Annotated in this window: 19 protein-coding genes; 5 read left to right on the top strand and 14 right to left on the bottom strand. The window is 38.5% G+C overall.

Annotation, left to right across the window (positions count from 1 at the left end):
• Positions 1-6: 6 nt before the first annotated feature.
• The 10 genes from tssC to tagH form a co-directional block, all read right to left on the bottom strand.
• The gene (gene tssC, locus ACMVDV_RS22265) at positions 7-1497 is read right to left on the bottom strand and encodes a type VI secretion system contractile sheath large subunit (RefSeq protein WP_304181469.1); all 1491 of its coding nucleotides are present in this window, start codon (positions 1495-1497) and stop codon (positions 7-9) included.
• The gene (gene tssB, locus ACMVDV_RS22270; RefSeq protein WP_064664614.1) at positions 1494-1997 is read right to left on the bottom strand and encodes a type VI secretion system contractile sheath small subunit; all 504 of its coding nucleotides are present in this window, start codon (positions 1995-1997) and stop codon (positions 1494-1496) included. Before tssB ends, tssC begins: the two co-directional genes overlap by 4 nt.
• A gap of 16 nt (positions 1998-2013) precedes the next feature.
• Positions 2014-3123 carry a type VI secretion system protein TssA gene (gene tssA / locus ACMVDV_RS22275; protein ID WP_416159720.1) on the bottom strand — a complete coding sequence of 370 codons (1110 nt, stop codon included), beginning with the start codon at positions 3121-3123 and terminating at the stop codon, positions 2014-2016.
• Positions 3124-3320: 197 nt separating this feature from the next.
• Positions 3321-4115: a PP2C family protein-serine/threonine phosphatase gene (locus tag ACMVDV_RS22280; protein ID WP_304181465.1), complete on the bottom strand. Its 795-nt coding sequence runs from the start codon at positions 4113-4115 to the stop codon at positions 3321-3323.
• A complete protein-coding gene (tagF, locus tag ACMVDV_RS22285) occupies positions 4108-4839 on the bottom strand; it encodes a type VI secretion system-associated protein TagF (RefSeq protein ID WP_416159721.1) in 732 nt (243 codons plus the stop codon). Before tagF ends, ACMVDV_RS22280 begins: the two co-directional genes overlap by 8 nt.
• The gene (gene tssM, locus ACMVDV_RS22290; RefSeq protein WP_304181462.1) at positions 4821-8321 is read right to left on the bottom strand and encodes a type VI secretion system membrane subunit TssM; all 3501 of its coding nucleotides are present in this window, start codon (positions 8319-8321) and stop codon (positions 4821-4823) included. The genes tagF and tssM overlap by 19 nt, the downstream gene beginning before the upstream one ends.
• Positions 8322-8331: 10 nt before the next feature.
• Entirely contained in the window at positions 8332-9612 is a 1281-nt protein-coding gene (gene tssL, locus ACMVDV_RS22295; protein ID WP_416159722.1) for a type VI secretion system protein TssL, long form, read from the bottom strand.
• 21 nt (positions 9613-9633) lie between these two features.
• Entirely contained in the window at positions 9634-10962 is a 1329-nt protein-coding gene (gene tssK, locus ACMVDV_RS22300) for a type VI secretion system baseplate subunit TssK (RefSeq protein ID WP_304181459.1), read from the bottom strand.
• A gap of 12 nt (positions 10963-10974) precedes the next feature.
• A complete protein-coding gene (tssJ, locus tag ACMVDV_RS22305; RefSeq protein WP_304181457.1) occupies positions 10975-11439 on the bottom strand; it encodes a type VI secretion system lipoprotein TssJ in 465 nt (154 codons plus the stop codon).
• A 17-nt stretch (positions 11440-11456) separates the two neighbouring features.
• Positions 11457-12770, bottom strand: coding sequence for a type VI secretion system-associated FHA domain protein TagH (gene tagH / locus ACMVDV_RS22310; protein ID WP_416159775.1), 1314 nt, complete (start codon positions 12768-12770; stop codon positions 11457-11459).
• Positions 12771-13187: 417 nt separating this feature from the next.
• On the opposite strand from tagH, the gene ACMVDV_RS22315 reads away from it, so the two are divergent.
• Together ACMVDV_RS22315 and ACMVDV_RS22320 are read left to right on the top strand one after the other, a co-directional pair.
• The gene (locus ACMVDV_RS22315; RefSeq protein ID WP_416159723.1) at positions 13188-15158 is read left to right on the top strand and encodes a serine/threonine-protein kinase; all 1971 of its coding nucleotides are present in this window, start codon (positions 13188-13190) and stop codon (positions 15156-15158) included.
• Positions 15159-15414: 256 nt separating this feature from the next.
• A complete protein-coding gene (locus tag ACMVDV_RS22320) occupies positions 15415-15759 on the top strand; it encodes a PEGA domain-containing protein (protein ID WP_304181453.1) in 345 nt (114 codons plus the stop codon).
• Positions 15760-15895: 136 nt separating this feature from the next.
• Here ACMVDV_RS22320 and ACMVDV_RS22325 read toward each other — a convergent pair whose 3' ends face one another.
• Both ACMVDV_RS22325 and ACMVDV_RS22330 read right to left on the bottom strand, forming a co-directional pair.
• Complete coding sequence (locus ACMVDV_RS22325; protein WP_416159724.1) at positions 15896-18016, bottom strand: methyl-accepting chemotaxis protein; 2121 nt, start codon at positions 18014-18016, stop codon at positions 15896-15898.
• 269 nt (positions 18017-18285) lie between these two features.
• Positions 18286-18714: an organic hydroperoxide resistance protein gene (locus ACMVDV_RS22330; protein WP_304181449.1), complete on the bottom strand. Its 429-nt coding sequence runs from the start codon at positions 18712-18714 to the stop codon at positions 18286-18288.
• A 124-nt stretch (positions 18715-18838) separates the two neighbouring features.
• Between ACMVDV_RS22330 and ACMVDV_RS22335 the strand changes: the two genes are divergently transcribed.
• Positions 18839-19270, top strand: a complete 432-nt coding sequence (locus ACMVDV_RS22335) for a MarR family winged helix-turn-helix transcriptional regulator (RefSeq protein ID WP_416159725.1) — start codon at positions 18839-18841, stop codon at positions 19268-19270.
• A 112-nt stretch (positions 19271-19382) separates the two neighbouring features.
• Positions 19383-20393, top strand: coding sequence for a zinc-binding alcohol dehydrogenase family protein (locus tag ACMVDV_RS22340; RefSeq protein ID WP_416159726.1), 1011 nt, complete (start codon positions 19383-19385; stop codon positions 20391-20393).
• Positions 20394-20461: 68 nt separating this feature from the next.
• Here the strand turns inward: ACMVDV_RS22340 and ACMVDV_RS22345 are convergent, their stop codons facing one another.
• Both ACMVDV_RS22345 and ACMVDV_RS22350 read right to left on the bottom strand, forming a co-directional pair.
• A complete protein-coding gene (locus ACMVDV_RS22345; protein WP_416159727.1) occupies positions 20462-21499 on the bottom strand; it encodes an acyltransferase family protein in 1038 nt (345 codons plus the stop codon).
• A 41-nt stretch (positions 21500-21540) separates the two neighbouring features.
• Entirely contained in the window at positions 21541-22206 is a 666-nt protein-coding gene (locus ACMVDV_RS22350; RefSeq protein WP_416159728.1) for an alpha/beta hydrolase, read from the bottom strand.
• 489 nt (positions 22207-22695) lie between these two features.
• Between ACMVDV_RS22350 and ACMVDV_RS22355 the strand changes: the two genes are divergently transcribed.
• Entirely contained in the window at positions 22696-22926 is a 231-nt protein-coding gene (locus tag ACMVDV_RS22355; protein WP_416159729.1) for a helix-turn-helix domain-containing protein, read from the top strand.
• Positions 22927-22971: the final 45 nt, after the last annotated feature.

A 22971-nucleotide genomic window follows, 5' to 3' on the forward strand; every position in this document is an offset into this window, starting at 1 on the left:
GGATGATTAACCGATCTCAGGAATTTTAGCTACTAAACGTAAAGAAGACGTTAGTTCTTCCATTTGTAGCCAAGGTCGTAACCATGCAACTGCATTGTATGCACCAGGTTGACCCGGTATTTCTTTAACAGATACTTTGGCATCCGCTAATGGATAACGTGCTCTAATATCTTGGCCACCACCTTCTGTCGCGTTGACATACGATAGGATCCAACGATTTAACCAAGACTCAACGTCTTCAGCTTCCATGAAGCTACCGATTTTATCGCGCGCCATTACTTTTAAGTAATGTGCAAAGCGTGATGTTGCCATCAGGTATGGTAAACGAGCCGAAATAGCAGCGTTGGCAGTCGCATCTGGCGTTGAATAAATTTGTGGTTTTTGACAACTTTGACCACCAAAGAATACGGCGTAATCAGTATTTTTATAATGACAAAGCGGTAAGAAACCAAGCTTGCTTAATTCAGCCTCACGTCTATCTGTGATACCGATTTCTGTAGGGCATTTAAGATCAGGGTCGCCGTCGTCACTAGTGAAAATATGGGTCGGTAAGCCTTCAACTTTACCACCACCTTCTGCACCGCGTATTGCTGTACAAAAACCGTATTGAGAGAATGCTTTAGCCATATTGGTAGCCATTGCATACGCAGCATTACTCCAACAATAGTCATTATTATCAGCGCTTAAAGAACGGCCGTCTTTAGGTTCAACGTCAAACTCTTCATAGTTAAACTCTTCAACAGGCTTAGAAGCTGCGCCATACGGTAAGCGAGATAAGAAACGAGGCATAGTAAGTGATACAAAACGAGAGTCATCACTATCTCGAAATGAACGCCACTTAGTGTACTCTAAAGATTCAAATACTTTTTCTAAATCGCGAGGTTTAGTTAGCTCTTCCCAGTTGTCAAACCCAAATAACGAAGGAGACGACGCAGAGATAAATGGACAGAAGCCGGCAGCAGCAACATTAGACATTAAACTTAAAGTTTCAACATCTTCTGGGTGATTTGTAAACTCAAAATCCCCTACAATTGTGCCATATGGTTCACCACCAGGCGTACCAAATTCAGCTTCATAAATTTTCTTAAATGTTTGGCTTTGATCAAATTCAACCGCTTTACTTAAATCTTTATGAAGTTCTTTTTTCTTCATATTAAGTACACGAATTTTTAGTGTTGCACTGGTATCTGAGTTCATCACCAAATGGTGTAGACCACGCCATGAACCTTCAAGCTTTTGAAATTCATCGCTGTGCATTACTACACTTAGCTGCTTTGATATTTTTTGATCGATTAACTGAATAGCTTCATTGAATGTCACAGTCATGTTTTTATTCCACTGGACTGTACCTTTCATTGCTTCTTCAGTTAATGTTCTTAGTAACTCTTCTGCACGGCTCGCATCTGTTTGCTTAGTAGCACCAATAGCTTGTTCTAATAGCGAAGAAGTTACTTCTGAAGTTGACTCTAACTCAGCACTTAATTGTTCTGTACTCATTTTTCAGTCTCCTCTAATTTCAGTTCCTTAGCAATTGAATCTAAACTTGCAGTGTTACTTAAAACTTCTTCAAGAACATTTTCAAGTTCTTCTGAGCGGTCAATTTTAGTCATAAGATCGCGTAATTTATTCCGCGTTTCCATTAACTTGCGCAGTGGTTCAACTTGATTCACAACGGCTGCTGGCTCAAAGTCATCAATCGATTTAAAGTTCAAGTTAACTTCAAATTGAGTACCATCATCATTAAGCGTATTATCTACGTCTAATTTTAAAGACGGGCTCATGCGCTTTAAAACATCATTAAAGTTTTCGCGATCTATTTGAATAAATCGTCTATCTTTTAGTGGCTTAAGTGCATCAGTATTGTCACCTGAAAAGTCACCCATAACGCCAACTACAAACGGTAATTCTTTCTTTACCGCAAGACCTTCGGTTTCGACATCATAGGTGATGTGCACACGTGGTTTACGAACTCGTTTTAATTTATCGTGGATACTCATTGAGAACTCCTTTTACTTATGTTTCAGTTTCGCTGATCTTAATGCCAGACAACTTAAAGTATCCAGTCCTAGCATCACTATCTGTAATTAATTCATTTAATAATTCAGGTAGCGACAATTCGCTCCATCGAATTACCTGCTCTATGGTGTAAGACATAGGTGAGTGTGGTTCTGTTTTTCGAAAATAAGAGGCTATTTCTTTAAGTTTTTCAATGGCATTATCTCTAGAATTAATTTCTAAATTATGTGCCTTGGCCACTTGTGTATGAGTAACCTCACCATCTTCTAACACCACCTCTTGTACTGCTTGCGCTAAGTCTTGCGCTTTTTGGGCGGCTGCGAGTTTATCAGCTGCAATGTGATTCACAGCGGTTAAACTCTCTTCCAATGCTTGTTTAATATTAGAAGTCGGTTGTGACTGAGCGGTAACGCGATCGAGTACATCACTTAGTAGTGCGAATTGCTCAATCGCAGCCGTTATATCATTTCTTAGGTTTACAAAAAATTCAGTGCTCGTTTCTGCTGCGCTTTTTTCGATTAGCTCAAAGTCGACAGCACCTTGCGTTAGCTTCTTGTCTCTTTTTTCTTCGCTTAATCTGGATATGTCATAGCCTTGTTGATATTCCCAAAAAGAAAATGAATCAACACTCACACTTTCTGTCAGCGCTATGCTTTTGATCGGTATAATTAAGGTGCCTTCACCAGCCACACCATTTAAGCCAACTAACGCAGAAACTTTGTCAGAGATTTCATCATCAGCATCAAGAGCCGGATATAAATCATCAAAATAATTATCGAGTAAGGTATGAGCAACTTGAAAACCAAATGCTAGTCCTTTAAAGCCATGTACGCGGCACAGTGCTTCAATAAACCACGCTAAGTAGTCAATATCTTTACTTTCTGTTTTTAACGCTTTACTGGATAGCTCTAACAACGGCAACCAGTCTCTGGCTAAAGTCGCAATGCCTTCTTCATCGACAAGCGCATTTCTTTCTGCCGCACGTAATTGGTTTCGTAAATCTTTTAACGCGTAATAGGTAGACGCAGGAGTGACGTCTGAGCGCGGGTCAATACCTGCAATCTCAGTGTCTGAAATAGGGGAAACATACTCTTCAAAAACAAACATTCCATTGTCCTAATAATTGTCCATAAAACCCAAACAAAGTAAAGCGGACTCCATATTACATTTTTTATTTAAAATTACAAGCCTAGTTACCCCCTAGTTTATACCGCTTTATTAAATAATAAACCGGTATATTATATCTAAGTCCATAAACTTATTTATTTTTTTAATATATAGCCATTAAAAATTAATTTTAATATTTACTTTGTAAATAATGGGATCGTAGCCTCATCCTGAACATTAAATGAATGAGATTTATAATTACTAATCCCTTTATCGTATTTAATCAAAATACAGGTTACATTATCTTTCGCGCCCCGAACAAGGGATGAGTGCATAAGTGCCATACCAGAGTCGATTATACTTGTTGGCTCTAATGAGCGATGAATATCATTATCAGATAATTCGCCAGTTAATCCATCTGAACACAATAAAAATATATCGCCTGATTTTACATCATTTTGTACCACATCAACGTTAACGTCTTGTGTAACTCCCACTGCACGGGTTATGACATTAGATAATGGATGATCTTTTGCTTCCTCAACAGAAATAACCCCTTCATCAATTAGATCGTTGATTTGGCTATGATCCTTTGAAACTTGTTGCAGCTGACCATTGCGCAGCAAATAAGCCCGACTGTCCCCGACCCAAAGCACATAATATTGCTCATTTTTAATAAATAAAACGGTTACTGTGCTACCCGCGGTTTTACTTCCTAAATATTGCGCGCTGTATTCATTTAATTGACTGTTTGCATTTTCAATCGCGACGACAATATGCGACACAGTAAGCTCTTCAAATGTCAATTCTTCAACGGTTGATCTAATAGTATCGACGACCAGCTGACTTGCCACTTCACCCGCTTCATGGCCGCCCATACCATCAGCAACCACCCAGATACTATGGCTGTTTATTTCGACATGGGCATCTTCATTTAGCTGCCTAACAACACCACGATGGGTAATCGCATAACTGGTGCTTAATTTACTCATCAGTATTTTTTACCTGTGTATAATTCCATTCCCAGTGCTGCCATCTACCATCCAACATTGCTGCAACTTGATTAATCGCAGGGAGTCCTGCCGTTACCAGCACCATAGGCTTTATATTGCACGAGCCATGAGTCCACCAAACACTATAATCGCCATATTTTTTACATAAAACAGCATGCATTACATCTTGTAAAACCGTCTCTGTCAGCTCATCACCTGAAAACTCAAATGCCTCGCCCGTTTTATTCTTATCTGTTGTATTAAAGTAAGTCAGTGCTTTACGAGTTCCTTGAACTGCATTTAAGGTTTTCGCAACTTCTTTGCGCCAAGAGAAAAGATCAACAGAGTTATCAAGTACCTTCAACACCACATCTTCATAAGCTAATGAAAAAACGCCAGAGTTAAGAACGTCAATAGGTGCATACTCCAGTGTACTAGCTACGGTAAACGGATAATGACGCCCTACCGCATCCATACTTGGCATTAAGGTACCCATAACCCCTTTATCACCAACAATATTCGCTGACAAAGCAAAATGCCAAACCGGGCCAGTTAAATAATTACCTTGCCACAGCTCCCCAAGCTGCTCTTTGCTTACAGCAATAGCAGCTTGCAGCCATTTCTCCCAGTGTTCTGAGAACTCTTTGGATACACTATCTTGCACAAAGTCACCTAAACTAGGGACTTTACCCAAATAGCCAATATTTATAATCGGGTCGGACATGAAAACTTCTCTATACTCTTATTCCAAAATGGATGCCTAATTGACTTCGGTAATAGTTCTACTTTTGCGTTGTTACCCATAAGCGCGAAATGCAATTTCAGATCTTCCCGCGTTTTATTTCGTTTGGCACTCAGCTCATCAAGCATGCGATATAGCGACCATTCACCTTGGTAAGTGGTATTTATAGAGCGCCCGCCATTAGGGGGCGTAAAAACAACGCGTGTTTTACTTTGGCCTGTGGCGCCAGGCCAGACAAAATTACTCACTCTTAATGGCCCATGTCTATAGGTCATTGATTGCCCATCAATCTCAAGCATAAAACTCGAGATTGTTTGATCTAATTCTAAAGGTTTCAAACCGAACTCAATCCTTGGGGTGCTGCTTCCACCATCAAAAAATGCGAGTTGTATTTGATAGGCAAGTTCAAACATTGCCAAAGTATCTCGGCTAATACCGATGTCTTTTTCAAATTTCCATGGTCGTGAGCTCATATCAACACTGGGGGCAACATAGCTATTAAAGAAGCTATCAATCGTACCGCCAGGTCCAAAGAATCGAGTGAAATCTTTTAAATTCACTTCTTTATCTGCAGAAGGTGAGAATGGGTAGCGACCAATAATTGCAGCATTGTATTCTCGTAATACTTTGCTTTTCCAAATCTCATTTAAGTGTCTGTTGGCACTATTTTTAGTAATGTTACTGGTATCTCGACTTATATCTAACAGCCAGCTATTAAAAGGATAAGGTAAGTCACGGCTTTGAAACTCTAGTTGGCGAATAAAGCTAGGCTTACTTTTACCGCTGATTTGATCCTTGATGGAAGACTTTAACTGGTCGCCGCGATCAAGTTTGGTCAAATACACATTCAGTTCCCTAAGATTCTTTTGCATACTATCTAATTGCTGAGCATCAATTTTAAGTACATCCTCAAATGCTTCCTCAACTTGATAGCCTGGTAGCTTGATATCAAATTTTGGCGCTTCGTCAGGCAAGAACCGTTTGATTCTATTCGCCTTAGTTTGCATCGCAATTTCAGCAGCATTAGCCGCAACTTTCCCGGCAGCTTTTTGATTTTCAGAGACTGGCAGTTGAGTTAACTGAACATTTTTCTGCACCGCTAAAATGATGTTTTTGATTGGGGTTTCAGAACCAGCTAACACATCAGTGATATTGACCCCTTCAGCAGGAGAGCTATATTGGTTTAAATTTAAGTCATCGAGGAATGACTGCCAATAATAGATATAGTCCTGAAAATAACGCTGTTCTAATTTCTTTTCTATCTCATCTTTAGAGATATCATACGTTCCAGATGCTTCTTCTCCGTACACCCAGCTACTCGCCATTAGGTTTCCTAGCATCTTACTCTTTTCGATATTAAAAATGCCATGGAAGCCATTGAATGTATATAAGCCTGGAATGCTGCGAGTTAGCTCACTGTTATTACGAAATGAGAACTTTTGGGCACTTTCAAAGCTAATAATATCTGTCAGCCTAAATGGCGGAATACTACTATCGAGAAAATCAGCTTGAAGCCTTTGATATGCGCGCTCAGCAATCGGTAATTTAGTGAGCTCTGCACGTGCAATTTTAACTGCTTGGTTATCAACATCTTCATAGACAACACCTTTTTCAAGTAATGTCGCTATATGATCCATTAAATCTAGTCGAGTTTGTGTATTTTTCTCACCAGGAAAGTTACGTTCTAAGTATGCATCAAACCAAACGATTATATCTTCACGCTCAAAATATTCCGGTTGAAACAGCATTAAATAACACTTCAATGTTTCGTACAAATAACTCAAGTGCTCAGGATGAGTTTCCATTTCCTTCGTTAAGGTATTGAGAACAAAAGGTGCCAAGAACGTTTGTAATGCTCTGTCATAAGCATCATTCGAAGATTGTTTAATTTCATTTAATTTATTAAAGCCAACTGATGACGAGTCTTGCTCATTATTAAAAGCATCACTACGCGCAGGCAATGATCTTAACGCATTAAGCCTGTCATTGAGCACCAGTACATTGCTGCGATCAAATGATGCCGCATCTATTTCTTGATATGACTCAATTGCATCTTCAGTGACTGTGATCAGGTTATTATTCCAAGCATAACTAAAATACCATGAGGCTGAAAAACCAACCACGCAAGCACACGCCAAAGAAATACTTGCTACACGTAACCATTTGTTTTGCTTGTCATGGTGTTTGTTGGTACTTGCTAAATTTTGTTCAGGGAAAATGACTCTTTCTAAAACATTTTTTATGAAAAAACTCTTAGATTGATTTATGTAGCTGCCGCTGACGTTATTTGCATCGCTTAAAAGGCTGGCCGGTGTCCCTTCTTGAGTCGCACTGGTTAAGTATACTCCCCTAAACATAGGTAGTTCTTCATACGCATTAGGGGTGAAAATTTCTTTCAAGAATGCATCACCAACACCTTGCAATACACGAAGTTGTCTTGGGAATTCGAAAATTTTCGCTCTGATCTCTTCATTACGTTCATTAATCAAACGACGATTTAACAGCTCTGTTAACTTAGCAATAAGCGTATGAAATTCTTTATTGAAGGCATCAACTTGGGTGTTTTTAGCTAAATCAAGTTCAAAGGTGACCCCCCAAACTTGCTCACATTCTTCTTCACTTAATTCGGCAAAAAACTCTCTAAAACCTTCGATTAAATCAACTTTTGAGAAAATCACGTAGACAGGAAAAGTCATTCCTAGCTGATTCTGTAATTCTTGCAAACGTTGCTTAATTGCGCGCGCATGTAGGTTTCGCTCTGTTTTAGTTTGGCTCATTAACTCAGAGATACCCATACTGATCATTACCCCATTAATGGGTCGTAATGGCCGGTATTTACGCAGTAATCCTAAAAAGCCTTCCCAAGCACGTGAGTCATGTTTTGCATGACTACTTTGTGTGGTGTAACGCCCTGCCGTATCAATAAGTACAGCTTTGTTAGTAAACCACCAATCACAATTTCGAGTGCCACCGACACCATGGATCAAATCAACCCCGAGCTTATCTTTTAATGGATAGTCTAAGCCTGAATTGTTGATCACCGTTGTTTTTCCAGCTCCCGGCGGTCCTATCATGATGTACCAAGGCAATTGATAGATATTCTTTCCCTTAAAGAGTTTTACATCTTTAAGTAAATCAATAGCTTCACCCATTCTTGTTTTTAAGGTCGTAATTTCTTCATTAACTTCATTACTGTTTGAGTCATCGCTATCGATTAACTCATTGGCCATTTTTTCATCTCGTTTACTTTGTCGAGTCAAACGGTATATTTTCGTGATCGCAAAAATAAGAATAACCACTAAAATGGTAAATAATCTTGAGGCAACACTCGCCAGTGGCACATAACCTGCGATGGCAATCAATGGCCCGCCAAACCAAATTAGTAATGACAGTGCGCTAAAACCAATAATTAGCATTGCGGTACGCGATGTAAGTAGGTATCTGATTTTTTGTAAAAAGTTCATTCCAGCCCCATTAAAATAATAAATCAATTTCAATTCGTCGGTTTAATGACCGAGAAGCTGAATCTGAATTGCTAGCGATTGGTTCGGCAGCACCTTTACCTTCCGGCCATAAGCGGCCGCTAAGGTTAGTACTTTTAGCCATAGAATTAGCAACTTGCGTTGCTCTAGCTAAAGAAAGATGCCAATTAGAGGGGTATTTTTCGGTGCGAATAGGCGTGTCATCGGTATGGCCTGTAATTAAAATACGTCCCTTTGTACCTTCTAAACTCAGTGCTAGTTTTTCAAGTATTGGCTGAAATGAAGGTAATAACTTTGAGTCACCTTGGTTAAACAAGCTTTCACTATTGATAGTGATCCGAATGCGATCATTGCTCTTTTCGATAGAGACTATCCCCATCTGAATCTCAGTTTGTAAAAGTTGTTCTAACACTTGCAGTTGCTGATCTTTTTTATCAACACTGTGCGTTTGTGCTAATGGATGGATCACCGCCAACTTCTCATTCACCAATACAACTTGGTCATTAAGTTTCATATTGATAAACAAATAGACTATTAATAATGCTAAACCTAACACCGAAAAAATAACCCAAAGAGGCACTTGATTTCTAAGTTCAACACCTGCTGCAACTCGTTCTTTCCAATTAGGCGATAACTTGTTGCTAATAGGTCCATCTAACTGATTTAATAGGTGATAAATGCGAGAACGATACTCTTCAACTTTATTATCGCCAACACTATCAACCCGATACTTGCCCTTAAAACCTAAATTTAAGCAGTGATACTGTAGTTCTAAAAACGTTTTATGTTGCTCTGGTTGCCCAAGTGCATTATCCAATAGAGTATAAAAATACTCGCCACCAAAGGTTTCTTTATGGAAGGTTGACAACAAGCTCTCATCAGCCCATTCCATCGAGCTCCACTTAGCGTTTAAAACAGATTCATCTAACACTGCACATAAACAATAGCGTGAATTTTCAATTACTTCTTTGGGTAGTATCTGGTTTCTAACTTCAACCTCAAAACGCTTGATCGCTTCAACGCAGCGATGCTTCAAAGCGGCTAAATTTGTCATTTCTTTAGCTTGGTTGATTGATATAACCAGTGAAAAGCAATCGGTAGCAGCTTCTAGTAATGGGTTTTTGAAAATAGAAACTTTCGCATTACTAGAAACAGCATTTGCTATTGGCTCAATAGACATAACGGTCTTTTCAGGATCAGTCGTTGCTTTTGAGTTATTTGAAATATCACGCCCAAGTCTGCCAGGGCGTGGTTTGATAATGGTTTCATCCATTGAAACTCTTCCTTTTAACAGTTAAGTTCGTATAGCCCAAAGGCTTAATTGTAACTCTGGGTAACTACCAGATAAGTGAATGGCGATGCCACCACTAGTGCGCAGCTTATCCCAATGCTGACCATGCTTGTTCAACTCAAAGTAATGAAAACCTGCATGATACGGAATTTGCCTTGGTGCTGTAGGTAAACTGCTGATTGTTATACCTGGTATCTGGTTATTAACTAGATCACGAATAGTTTCAACGCTACCGATTTTAACCTGAGAAGGTAAAACTTTACGTAACTCTTCATGGGGAACACTCGCCTTAATAGCGAGAATAAACTGCCCAGAATCAAGAATCGATTTATCTTTTAATGCACCAAAGGAAATACCAAATTTACTTTGCTCAAGCTTAATTTCTGTCGCTGTTTGCTCAATCACATGACTTAAAGATTGATATAAGAAGTTAACGATTTCACCAAATACGGCCCCTAAATTATCATGTTCATATTTAGGAAGTTTAGGAACTCGTTTATTAGCAGTACTGAATGTTGCCAGTTCACCCGACAGTTCAATTAACCGTGTATAAAGAATATTTGGATGTAAATTATTAACCGTTAACAGGCTATCAAATACCGCATCGTATTTATTAAGCGTTTGCAGCATTATAAAATCAGCAACCGAGGTGCTGCCCGCATAACCTTGGCATAGGCGCACAGCAATGCTCTCTGATCGTTGCTTGATCATTGAGCCTATCTCTCTTACTAACCCTAATAGAGGCTTGCATTGCGCTACTTTTAACGAAGCTGGAATAAACTTACTATCAAGCTTGATCCTGCCTTCAGTACTAACTTCTGCAATTTTAGCCAAAGGTAGAAGTATAAATCCAGCGTGATCATCTGACCCTAATACCAGTTTGCTGTAAATTTTTGCAACCTGAATGGTCTCTTGTGATTGCGGGCCCAATGAATCATCATTTACCGCTAAATCGGTGAGCTTATAACGGGTAACTAAATTTTCGTCCGCAGCTGAGATGTTAATACCACTGGCTTTCAGTGCCGGGATTGCCAAATAAACAATTTCATTATAGGTGTCCTTGTTAACAACCAGCGGTTCAGGTAAAGACGTTGACCTTGGCATATCAATCGGCAGTAAATCAGGAGTAATTGCCGACAAAAAATCGATTGCAAATTGCCCTGTATTTAACAGTTCCGTGTCAATATCTAACTCTAAAATTCCCCAAGGATCAGCTAAATTACCATTACACACTTGCTTAATTAAATGTGAAAAATGTTTATCTGATTGTTGAAAGTGTTGTGGCCTTAAGAACATCCCTTCAGTCCAAGCAACACGAGTGGTATCACTCATTTTATATCCTTATTAATGCTCTCTCATGTATGTTGCAATTGATTCAACATTTACATCGATATCGTCATAACCAGTAGGATCGACTTCTATTACCGCTCTCCATCTGGCTTGATCTATATTCCTATACGCGACCACCACTCCTACATAGCGAGTATTACGATTAAGGCTCATCTCATAATTTTGTACTGAACCCGGTTGTAATTCTAACTCATCTTTTTTAAGTAAATCAGGGCCTAGTAACTTTTCTGGCGCCTCATACAGACTAAAAAAGTCTTGTGTATCAAATATAGTTCTTGAACTAAGCTCAAAGATTTTCATTACAACTGGAGACGGCCGATCAGAAGTATCAGGATTTACATTTTCTGATACATTAATGATTAATTCTGTTGATGGCGGGACAAATTTATTCATTGTTGAACAACCCATTATCAAAAATAGTAAACTAAAACTCAGTATGTAGAGCTTAACGTTACGCATTATTTACTTTCCTTTTTTTAAAAAGTTTCTTGAATTTTATCATTGTATGCTTTGAGGAAATCATCTGATAATGCCATTGCACCTTTAGCATTAACGTCACGTGATAACTCGTCATGCAGGTTTTGATACAACTTCCAGCTTTTCGATTCCGATTGGCCAGGAATTATTTTCAAAATATTAGAGTTATTGTTCACTTGTTGATTTATGTGAGAAGGTGAAACTTGCTCTAATATTCCTTTTAGTACACCATCAGCTCCTGCTAATAAAGCATGTTCATGCCTACGAGTGTCGATAAAGCTTTCTTTAATCGATTCTCGAGAAGACAGAAAGCTTGCACTATTGATTATGAATAAGTTCTGAATAACATCATCTATATTTGCCGAAAACTTAATTGGATTATTCTGCTGGGTTTGAAACATCGTTTGATTCACACGTAATTGGTTTTTCACCAATGCTCTTTGGCGTAACGATTCCATCAATTCTGTTAAAAGAAGGTTTAACCCTTGGCCCATTTCAAACCATAATTTTTCAGTCGTTAACGCATTTTGCAATTCAGGTTTGACCCCGAGCCCTTTTAAAAAGGCACCCGTTAGTCCTGCGCTATTCGCTATTGATTGTGCTTCTACCGTTGGTTGTGCAGCTGCAGCAGAGACTTGAAGCTCCTTTGCTACTTCTGGTTGTATATCTACAGGTGCTGCAATTTTAGGCTCAGTTATACTGGGCACCGCGTCACTAGCTATTGCATGTTGATTGCTAGTATTAGCCATGTCAGGGTTCAATAAATGTGCGATCTCATCCCAATTCTCTGGAATATGGCTCTGCGATTGTGAATGTTCAGCTTGAGCCATAGCAACATCGGGCATCGATTCATTCATAATTGAGTCATTATAAAAATGCTCAGAACTTGAGTTACTACGATTAGAATCAAAATGTTGCGATGGAATAGCGGCGTTATTAGTTTTTGCATTGGTTACTAAATTAAACTCATCAACAGCAGGAATAGCTGACTTAGCAGCTGCGATTTTCACTTCGATTTGAAAATCACCGACCGTTAAAATATCGCTATCAGATAATTTTTGTTTATTACCTTGACCAATTGCTGAGACACTATAGTTTGAATAAATACCATTTGTAGAGGTATCAATCACAACAAACGAATCACCTTCCCTCTCGATACGACCATGCTTACTTGAAATAATTTTTTCAGGATCTGGCAGATGCCAATCACATGTTTCTGAGCGACCAAAAATAAGTGAGTCTTTTACCGTTTTAGATGCTTCAATTTCAGGCGAGAGTCGATGATAACTAGTAATGTTTAGTATCAGTTCCATTTGACGTGTTAATCCCATATTCTACATTCCCATTAGAATAAATTAGAAGGGAAACTATTGTCAACATTGAAATTAATATATGGAATATTTGAGGGTCATTCAAAACGACAAATAAACATTAATGATATAGTCTTATTTTTTGTTTATTTAAATTATTAAAGACAATAAAATTAAGCGTGTATGTTCCTATTAAAAATCAACTTAACCTCTCTAGATCCCTGTTTTTCATACATATAACACCACAAATAATATCTAACAAATAAAATAAACATATAATTACCAGAAGTACTACAATAGAAACATTGCTTATAGTGCTAATTTTTGTAAAAATAGCGGGCTAATCAAAGGGAATATTGATAAAAATTACAAAAAACTACCTTTGCAATTATTTAACTATCTACAATAAAAGGATTTATAATGAGCGGTATCAATAACTCAAATGATAAAACTCAAATCGCTGCGCTGGATTCTAGCGTTAGATCTTCCCAACCAAAAAGTAAACTCAATTTAATTGGTAAAAAAATATCTGGACGATATTTAGTTGAGGAACTCATTGGCCAAGGAGGCATGTGCTACATTTACAGAGCTAGGGATCTATTTTTAGAAAGTCCTAGCAGTCCAGAAGTACACGTTGCGCTCAAAGTATTACTAGAAGAGTTTAGTCAATCTGAAGAAGCAATAACATTGCTTAAAGATGAAACCACTAAAACCCAACAACTTTCACATCCTAATATTGTCAAAGTATTTTCAGCCAGTGCTGATGGTGATTTGCATTATGTGACGATGGAACTCGTTGATGGCGAAACATTAGAACAAATAATAAAACGTAATAAACCTTCAGGAATGCCTTTTAAAAAAGCGAATGTCATCCTGCAACAACTTGCTGATGCTCTGATTTATGCCCACTCACGCAACGTTATTCATAATGATTTAAAACCTTCTAACATTATTTTTGATTCTAATGGACGCTTGAAAGTTCTCGACTTTGGCATTGCTAAGCATAAAACAATCGAAGATGCCTATGCTTTTAACAATAGTAAAAATGTCGCAGCTGTCGGTGGTTACACACCAACCTATGCAAGCCCAGAGCAACTTAAAGGGGCTGACGCGTCGGTAAAAGATGACATCTTCTCGTATGCATGTATTGCCTATGAACTATTGAGCAGTAAGCACCCATTTGATCGGGTTGCCGCCGATAAGCTCCCCAAAGAGACGACAGCAAAACGCCCTAGCAATTGCCCAGTATGGCTTTGGGGTCGTTTACAAAAAGCAATGTCATTGGATGCAACGAAAAGGTTAGACTCATTACAGGCTGTATCAAGCAAACTTACAAGCAATTTCAAACCAGCTATCGCCGCAAGTGTATGTGTGATCGCCATTGCCGTCTTTATTAGCCAATTTTATGCCTCAAATTCGACCCAAATAAAGCAGTTAGAAGCAAAGCTTGAAAATGCAAACGCAATTAACCAGCAAGTTGCAACTTGGATGTCCTGGCACGGCTCTGAGGTCCTGACTAAACTTGCGGAGATCCCTCCGCAGTATGACGTGCTTAAACAGGGGTTATTAAGAGTCAATCAAGCAAGCATCTTACAAGATTTCAATGCTAAAGCTAATCAGTTAAATAATCAGTCTGGTAAATTCAAGGATTTTGATGGCACGATTAGCCTGTACTCTAACGCTTTGGAATACTACCCAGACTCTGAAAAGCTAACCGTTCAATTAGAAAGCGTTTTAAGAGAGCGCCAATCAATCATCTTTGACATAACATCAAGAATTGACTTGTTATTAGAACAATCACGCTATGATGAACTTGAAAATAACAACATTATTAAATTAATTGATGATTTAAAAGATGTTGATAGTAACTATGTATATCAGCCAAATGAACTACACATCAATAACTTCAAAATAGCCTTAGATCAATCAATTGAAGATGATAATGTGGTTGCTCAAAAAGTGTTATTAGATGTAGGGAAAGCTATCTTCACAGCCGAGCAGAAGTCTGAATTACAATTTAATGAGTTATTAAAAAGGGAATCAGCAATAGAAGTGCTAAGCCTTTATCAGCAGAAAATAAACTTAGGCAAGCAAGCAACTTTTCCGACTAAAGATGCAATAATTTTCTATCAACCTCGATTTGACCGTTACTTTGAAAAATTAGCGACAATTGAAAATTATCAAGAATTACTAGCCTTAGAAGAATTAGTTAACTCAGAGTCAACTGATTTACCGAATGACTTTACTTTGTTAGTCGCTTTTAAAGAAGAGCTATCTAAACGTTACATTACAATGGCAAATGGCTTATTAAAGCAAAAAATGTATAAAACAGCTGAAAAATTAGTTGAGCGAAGTGAAGAGATAACCCGTTTGCTTGATAGTTTGCTATAAAATAGTACTCACTGGCAGCCACTGATAGCAGCTGTTTACTAATTAAGATTCTAAGCTAGTAGGACTATAATGGTCTTTACTCGCTTTAATACCAATTTTATTAAAAATATGATTATTCTAGCGAGTTAAATAACTCACTAATAGACCACTAATTCGCTGTAATTAGTATTACGAGAGTCAAGGATGACTTGGGAGCTATCTTACTTCCACTTACTCCTTCAGGGCTTTCAGCATTTTAAATTAATATGGAGTTTTTATGAAAAAGATAAGCGCCTTAGCTGCAATATTAATACTAAGTGGTTGTTCGACTACTGCTACGGTAGATGAAACAGCTCAAGTATCTGAAGATACCATAACGCAAGCGCAAACACCTGTTGAAGAAGTTGTTGAAGCAATTTCCTTAACTGTAGCGGCTCAGCCTTCTGATGCGCGCGTACGTATTATGAATATCAAACCCAAATATGAAAGTGGTATTGAGCTAAAAGAAGGCAAATACGATGTCGAGGTAAGTAAGCCTGGTTATACTACGTACCGCGAATGGGTAGTTGTGGATAAAAGAACAATTTTAACTGTAGAGCTAAGTAAAGCCGAAGAAATTTAATAAGTAAAATACGCCTTTAAACGTGTAAACTTACATGTTTAAAGGCGATAAAATAGTAATGTACGCAGCACTTGATACCCTTCAAATAGCCTTGCTACCTTCGCCATTACTGCGATGATTAAGTGCGGTTAATTCACTATGTTTTTAGCTTATTTAACTCGTCATCTTGTTGCGCAACGAGTTGATTTAACATCTGACTACCATCGCCCGCTTGAGTTGATAGTTCGGCCAATTGTGACGCGGCATCGGAGATCAACGTTAAATTACGATTGATCTCTTCAGTGACAGAGCTTTGCTCTTCAGCAGCGGTTGCAATTTGGGTGATCTGGTTGGTAATTTCTTCCACTTTAACCACCACACTGTGCAAGGCATCAAAGGCAACGGTTGTCTCATCCACCGCAGTTTGTGCTCTCACGACTCCTTGCTCAATCACTTTAGATGCATTACCAACTTCTAGCTGTAAGTTGTCAATTAAGCCACTAATATCATCTGTTGAGGCACGTGTTTTTGAAGCAAGCGCCCTGACTTCATCAGCAACAACGGCAAAGCCACGACCCTGCTCACCAGCGCGAGCTGCTTCAATAGCTGCATTGAGTGCCAATAGATTAGTTTGTTCTGAAATGGTTCGGATCACATCTAAAATCTGGGTGATGTCGTTACTACGTGCGGCTACTTTTTCAACTGCCTGATTAGCTTGTTTTATTTCTTCTGACATGGTTTTTACTTGCGATACCGCAGACGATAAACTTGTTTCACTACGCACCACTAAGGTATTAATTTCATCGGCTTGTTGCGCTGATTGCTCAGATGCACGAGCGACCTCAAGTGCGGTCGCACTCATTTCGTTCATTGCCGTTACTACACTTTCAATTTCTTGAAATTGCGCCTGTACATTCTGTTTTGTCTCAACCGCAACATGGGCGGCAATTTGAGCTTGTTGTTTAGTTTGCCCAGATACATCTTTAAGTTGCGCAATCAAATCACGTAATTTTTCTAAAAATGCATTAAAGCCTACAGCAAGCGCTATTAATTCAGCATGGCTATCAACACTTAAAGTTTGCGTTAAATCCCCTTCGCTACTGGCTAAATTATCAACCCGTTGCTGAATTTGTTGTAGTGGCGCAACAATGCTTTTTACAACTAACGTCATAATGATAAATGCAGCACCTGCAATTACTAAACCCGAGATCAAAATTAGCCCACCGAGGGTGTTGGCGTTATCCTGCATACTGGCACTAAGCGCTTGCGGACCTTGTAATGCAAGCACCGCTGGCACTTCTACTAACAGTGTCCATTTTTTTCCTGCTAATTTAATGTCAATTGGATAGTTAACTAAATACTCACTGTTAACCTTTTGCACACTGACCTGTTTATTTAAACTGCTATAATGATCAAAAATCGCTGCTGGCACGGCTTCTTTAAGTGGACGTCCTAATTTTTCTTTATAGTGACTACTGCCCACAATCAAATCGAGCGAGCTGAGTAGTGTCACGCGCGCTTGACCGTTATATAACTCTTTTGATAACTGCTCTGTCATGGTTTGAAAAACTGGCAGTGTAATATCAACACCACTAAGACCAATAAACTTACCGTCGCGAAGTATTGGCACAGTCAACGAGGTCATCATTTCTGAGTAACCTGGCGATATTTCGTAAAGGTAGGGCTCCATAATGCATGGTTTTTGGTTGTCTTTGGCACATAAATACCATTCGGCTTCACGTTGCCCAAATTCGTTTAAGGTCGTAACGTATTTTTCTGCTGCATCTTCAACAACTTGCTGTTCAATCACCCCTTCACGGCTGCGCGTAAAGTAAATTTCTAAGGTGCCCTGACCTGCCACAGAGTGAGCATAGCCATTCATATATTGCTGATCCTCACCATCAAAACCATTGGCTTCAAACTGAGAATAAATAGACGAGAGTAATGAGTTACCGACAATAATTGAGCGGTTGAGCTGCTCCACAGATTCACGCGTTAAACTATCTGCTGCAGTTTGGCTACCCAATGTTGCAGCCAGTGAAAAAGGCACGCGATAAGCTTCATTAATAAAACCAGCAATTTTTTCACCGTAGGCTGCGGCATTGGTGACGAGTTTGTCTTCTACCTCTGCAACAATCAGTTTTTCAGCCTGCACTGAAAGTACTTTATTACTACTTGAAAGTTGCCACCACAGCACACTCGACAATACCAATACGGTTAAAAATATACTGCCTAAAGTGAGCCAAAGTAATTTTTTTGCTAACGCTAACTGCCGCATTCCACTTATCCTTTAATTAAAACTACGTTTACATTCTAGTTCAATTATTCATAAGTTAATCTATTTTGTTGAAAAAAACCCATTAATTGATGTGCAAATACTATTTAGCGAGGATTGCAAAGTTAAGTACGAATTATCACAATTGCGCTTCTTCGTTATAAGTGGTGATCTAATAAGCACAGAATTATAAAAAAATAGCCACAAAAAAGGCGCATTTCTATCTTAAATACGCCTTTTATAAATATAAATTATTTTAAATTTACAATAAGTTAGATAACCGACAATGCAATCGCGATATTACCACGGGTAGCATTTGAATATGGGCAAACTTCGTGTGCTTTAGCCACTAATTGCTCTGCGGTGGCTTTATCAACATCGCCAACAAACACCGCTAATTTTACCGCAATACCAAAACCACCTTCGATTGGACCAATCGATACTTCTGAGTCAATACGTGTATCTGCTGGCAATTTTACTTTAGCTTGGCCTGCCACTAATTTTAATGCGCCAATAAAACAAGCTGCATAACCCGCTGCAAATAACTGCTCAGGGTTTGTACCTTGGCCATCATCGCCGCCTAAACCTTTTGGTGTTGAAAGTGCAACATCTAAACGGCCATCGTCAGATTTTGCAGACCCTTCGCGGCCACCCGTTGCAGTTGCTTTAGCTGTGTAAGCGACTTGTAGTAATTCTTTCATGGTATTTTCCTTGTTTAAGTGAGGATTAAATTTACTTTGCATGCAAAACAATAGACCACTTTAGTGAACATTGCAAATATTTTGTGTACAAACTAAAATACTCTATCACTATGCGAGAGTCGTTATGAAATACCCACAACTAAAATTAGATAATCAACTTTGTCATCGTTTGTATATGGCATCCAATTCTGTAGTGCGTGCCTATCGAGATGCCCTCAATGCGCTTGAGCTCACCTACCCACAATACGTGGTGATGATGGCGTTATGGGAAGAAGATAAAATAACCATTGCTCAACTGCTGAAAAAAACCGCCATAGACGGTGGGGCAATGACCCAAATTTTAAAAAAAATGACCGATAAACAATTATTAGTGGTTATTAAAGATGACGATGACAAGCGCAAGAAACTTGTCAAATTGCTGCCGCATGGAGTGAAAATGCAACAGCAAGCAGCTGCAATTCCTCAGCAAATACGCTGTCAGTTTTCTTCAATCAATGAGCAAGAAGCAATACAACTCATTACACTGCTCGATAAACTCAATACAGATTTAGCCTAAGTAAAGGCAATTATCAAAAAACATTTGATAGTGATTCAGTCATAACACCCTTTTTCTATTATAAAGCTGCGCTATAGTGTGCATATAGAAATTTGATTCAACGGAGCAACTCATGAAAGCCATTGGTTACCAAGCAGCTACAAAAACACTCAGCGAAGATTCTTTCGAAATTATCGAATTACCAACACCAACGGTGCAGGGCCATGATTTATTGGTTGCGGTAAATGCTATTTCAGTCAACCCCGTGGATACCAAAATCCGTGCCAATGTAAGCCCAGAACACGGCCATAAAGTCATTGGTTGGGATGCTGTAGGTATCGTTAAAGCCGCTGGTGACAAGGTTAGTTTATTTGATATTGGCGACCGAGTGTATTACGCCGGAGACTTAACTCGCTCAGGTAGCAATGCCCAACTGCAACTGGTAGATGAACGCATTGTTGGCCGTGCCCCGTCATCACTTAGCGACGCTGAAGCGGCTGCTTTACCGCTTACCAGTATAACCGCGTGGGAGCTACTGTTTGATCGTTTGCAAATACCCAAAGGTAACAATGCTAAACCGGCTTCATTATTAGTTATTGGCGCCGCAGGTGGTGTAGGCTCAATTTTAGTGCAGTTGGCAAAACAGCTTACTAACTTAACCGTTGTTGGTACTGCATCAAGAGCCGATAGTGTAAAATGGCTAAACGAATTAGGTGTTGATCAAGTGCTTGATCACTCGCAAAGCTTAGATGCACAACGAACTGAGCATAACCTTGCTGAATTTGATTATGTAATAAGCCTAACTCATACCGATCAACATCTTGATGAAATCATCAAAGTGATCAAGCCACAAGGTAAATTAGCGTTAATAGACGACCCAGCCAGTTTTGATATTTTAAAGCTCAAGCGTAAAAGTATTTCACTGCATTGGGAGTTTATGTATACCCGTTCAATGTTTCAAACCGAGGATATGATAGCGCAACATCAGTTACTTACTGAATTAGCAAAGTTGGTTGATAACGGCACCATTAAAACCACCCTAGGACAACATTTAGGGAAAATTAACGTTGAGAATTTACTCAAAGCACATGAAATTTTAGAATCTCATCAATCGCGCGGTAAGCTAGTACTTGAAGGGTTTTAACTAACCCAATTACCGTAGTAGTACTGTCATAATATTTTCACACTATTCATTACCTCAGACTAAAGCTTTTATATCAAAGCTTTAGTCGCGTTTTTTATGTTACTCGATTTAGTACTACGTATTAAATTTGCTATAGGTTTTTCAAAGTAGCTATACGACAGATATGCCAACAAGACACTGGCAAATAGTGAAACTAACAATTTAATTTCTATAGATAAATTAAGTTTGTTCACTTGCACGATAATCGGCATATGCAGTAAATACAAAGAATATGAGACTTTACCTAATAAATCAGTGATCTTATTAGCTAACAAAACGTTATTATCAGGAACCAAAAACACGACTGCAAAAAACACACTACTCATTACCAGCAGTACTTCATAACTTAACCACATCTTACGTTTAGCGTCGGATGTTACTGGCGTAAACTCTGGATACAATAACGGTATCAGACAAAGCGAAAATACAAAGCAATGCTTTTTAAGGTAGCTTGGTATTACTAATGACTTGTAATGTAAACCAAAAATAACCCCAACAAAAAAGAAAGGAAGGCTTCGGATTGAATTAAACACATTGTAGGGAATACCATTTAAATCACCACTTATCCTAGGAAAATTTGTCAAAAACAAGACAAGCATCACCGTGATTATTGATACATAAATATACCCAGCTCGGTTTTTAGCAAAAGCCCAAAAAATGATAAAAATCAGATAAAACTGCACCTCTGGCGGGATAGACCACAGCACGCTTTCACCATGTAAAAACAATAAGTGACCCAATAGAATATTAACGTTAGGTATGTCATACAACAGGTTTTGGTCAAATTGAGTGAATAAATATGAGCCTAAGACAACAGCTAAATAAAGTGGTAGCACTCTCCCCGCTCGGGCTAAAAAATAATGTTTTACATGCTCTTTATTAAACGCTTTTTCTAAGTAGAGGTATGACATTAAAAAGCCACTCAACATAAAAAACAGCATCACCCCATATGCGCCGGAGCCACCACCCAACACCCCATCAAACCAGTTAGTTATATCACTAAAATGGGTTATAAAAACAATCATTGCAGCTATGCCACGCAAGGCATTTAACTTCCTAATTTCCAAAACGGCTCCTTGTCAGTGTTAATTTAAATAGACTTGTGCATCTAGTTTGCAGCACGGTGATGGGTTGATTGTTTCAGCCATGTTTTTACTGGTACCACCCACTCAGCTATTGGTGTATAAAAAGCGCCATGCTCTTTATCGGTGCTGATTGATATTTCAGTAAAACGCTTCACACCTTTACTACGATCTATTAGCAACTGACAAGAACCCACATCATCCGAAGTTTCAAATATCGAATAAATACTTCCATACACGTTTAACTCTGGGTTATTTTGCAAATAGCGACCACAACCAGCCAAAATAATATAAGTTACATCATTATTCGCCAATAGATTAGAGGCCAAAATAGTAATAGCACCACCACGGGAAAAACCAATCAGTGAAATATTGCCAGCTGGAACGCCCTTTGCGATGAGCAAACGAACATCGCTTGCTAGTTTTTGGGCAAAAGCTTTAGGCTGAGTATTATTAGCCCTGTGATATGCAATCAGATTATAATCTGTGTCTGCAAGCGCTGCTTTTATTTCTGGAAATTCATAAGTCCCCCAACGCGAATTAACTGGCCTTGGGTTAGTACCTTCGACAATCAACCCATGAGAATAAAACACATATTTTTGCGTTGCATCAATAGTTGATGGGAATGCAGTAAAAACCTCCCCAGCAAAAGGTGCGCTAGAAAACAGTAATAAGAATAATAATTTAAACATAATAGGATATATTAATTAGTTATTTAAAAAATGGCTGTACATATAAGAGTCAAATCCAAGGCAAAACATCACCACTAAAACAATAATCATTAAAAACTCATTTTTATACAATGCGTTAACTAACAACTGCAAGGTTTAATTTATAATAATGTATATTTACTGTTAATACACTCCTTTTGCTCCAGCAAAGTGCAAAGCCATCATCACTTTTCACTACATTAGTGCTTATACTCAATCGACAATAAGCAGAACAAACACAAGTCATTGATATTATTTAACTAAAAATAAATATTAACTCTGGCATAGATCTTCCTTATAGAAAAGGTAACTCATTAATAGTGAGTTTTATCTTCATTTACCTCGTTTACAGGGAGCGAGCTATGGCTAACTTTTATCACATGTTATATCTATTATGGCACTTAGACATTAGTGTTTGGCATGTACACCATGCCAATGATCCACACACTACGTCAGAAAAGGAGCGTAGATATGTTAAATAACTATCCGCACTTAGACGAAGCGCTAAAAAAATTATCGGTACATCAATTAACGATTAGTGAAGCATCAGAGCACTATGATTTACCGAAACGCGTTATTTATAAAGCACTGCGTCAACAGCAAGCAAGAATATCGCAACAGAAAACTTATTTACTCGCGGCGCAAAAACGTTTGCAACAGCACTTACAAACGGTAGAGCTAGAATTAGCTAATTTTAATTAAACCATCGCAGGTTATTTTCTGTATAGTTTAATGACACTCAATTAG

Origin of the sequence: Pseudoalteromonas sp. ASV78 (assembly GCF_047806705.1) — a bacterium.
GTDB lineage: Bacteria > Pseudomonadota > Gammaproteobacteria > Enterobacterales > Alteromonadaceae > Pseudoalteromonas > Pseudoalteromonas prydzensis_A.

Coding starts and splice junctions, on each gene's coding strand:
- tssC (WP_304181469.1), bottom strand. CDS start 1,497: ATGAGTACAGAACAATTAAGTGCTGAGTTAGAGTCAACTTCAGAAGTA.
- tssB (WP_064664614.1), bottom strand. CDS start 1,997: ATGAGTATCCACGATAAATTAAAACGAGTTCGTAAACCACGTGTGCAC.
- tssA (WP_416159720.1), bottom strand. CDS start 3,123: ATGTTTGTTTTTGAAGAGTATGTTTCCCCTATTTCAGACACTGAGATT.
- ACMVDV_RS22280 (WP_304181465.1), bottom strand. CDS start 4,115: ATGAGTAAATTAAGCACCAGTTATGCGATTACCCATCGTGGTGTTGTT.
- tagF (WP_416159721.1), bottom strand. CDS start 4,839: ATGTCCGACCCGATTATAAATATTGGCTATTTGGGTAAAGTCCCTAGT.
- tssM (WP_304181462.1), bottom strand. CDS start 8,321: ATGAACTTTTTACAAAAAATCAGATACCTACTTACATCGCGTACCGCA.
- tssL (WP_416159722.1), bottom strand. CDS start 9,612: ATGGATGAAACCATTATCAAACCACGCCCTGGCAGACTTGGGCGTGAT.
- tssK (WP_304181459.1), bottom strand. CDS start 10,962: ATGAGTGATACCACTCGTGTTGCTTGGACTGAAGGGATGTTCTTAAGG.
- tssJ (WP_304181457.1), bottom strand. CDS start 11,439: ATGCGTAACGTTAAGCTCTACATACTGAGTTTTAGTTTACTATTTTTG.
- tagH (WP_416159775.1), bottom strand. CDS start 12,770: ATGGAACTGATACTAAACATTACTAGTTATCATCGACTCTCGCCTGAA.
- ACMVDV_RS22315 (WP_416159723.1), top strand. CDS start 13,188: ATGAGCGGTATCAATAACTCAAATGATAAAACTCAAATCGCTGCGCTG.
- ACMVDV_RS22320 (WP_304181453.1), top strand. CDS start 15,415: ATGAAAAAGATAAGCGCCTTAGCTGCAATATTAATACTAAGTGGTTGT.
- ACMVDV_RS22325 (WP_416159724.1), bottom strand. CDS start 18,016: ATGCGGCAGTTAGCGTTAGCAAAAAAATTACTTTGGCTCACTTTAGGC.
- ACMVDV_RS22330 (WP_304181449.1), bottom strand. CDS start 18,714: ATGAAAGAATTACTACAAGTCGCTTACACAGCTAAAGCAACTGCAACG.
- ACMVDV_RS22335 (WP_416159725.1), top strand. CDS start 18,839: ATGAAATACCCACAACTAAAATTAGATAATCAACTTTGTCATCGTTTG.
- ACMVDV_RS22340 (WP_416159726.1), top strand. CDS start 19,383: ATGAAAGCCATTGGTTACCAAGCAGCTACAAAAACACTCAGCGAAGAT.
- ACMVDV_RS22350 (WP_416159728.1), bottom strand. CDS start 22,206: ATGTTTAAATTATTATTCTTATTACTGTTTTCTAGCGCACCTTTTGCT.
- ACMVDV_RS22355 (WP_416159729.1), top strand. CDS start 22,696: ATGTTAAATAACTATCCGCACTTAGACGAAGCGCTAAAAAAATTATCG.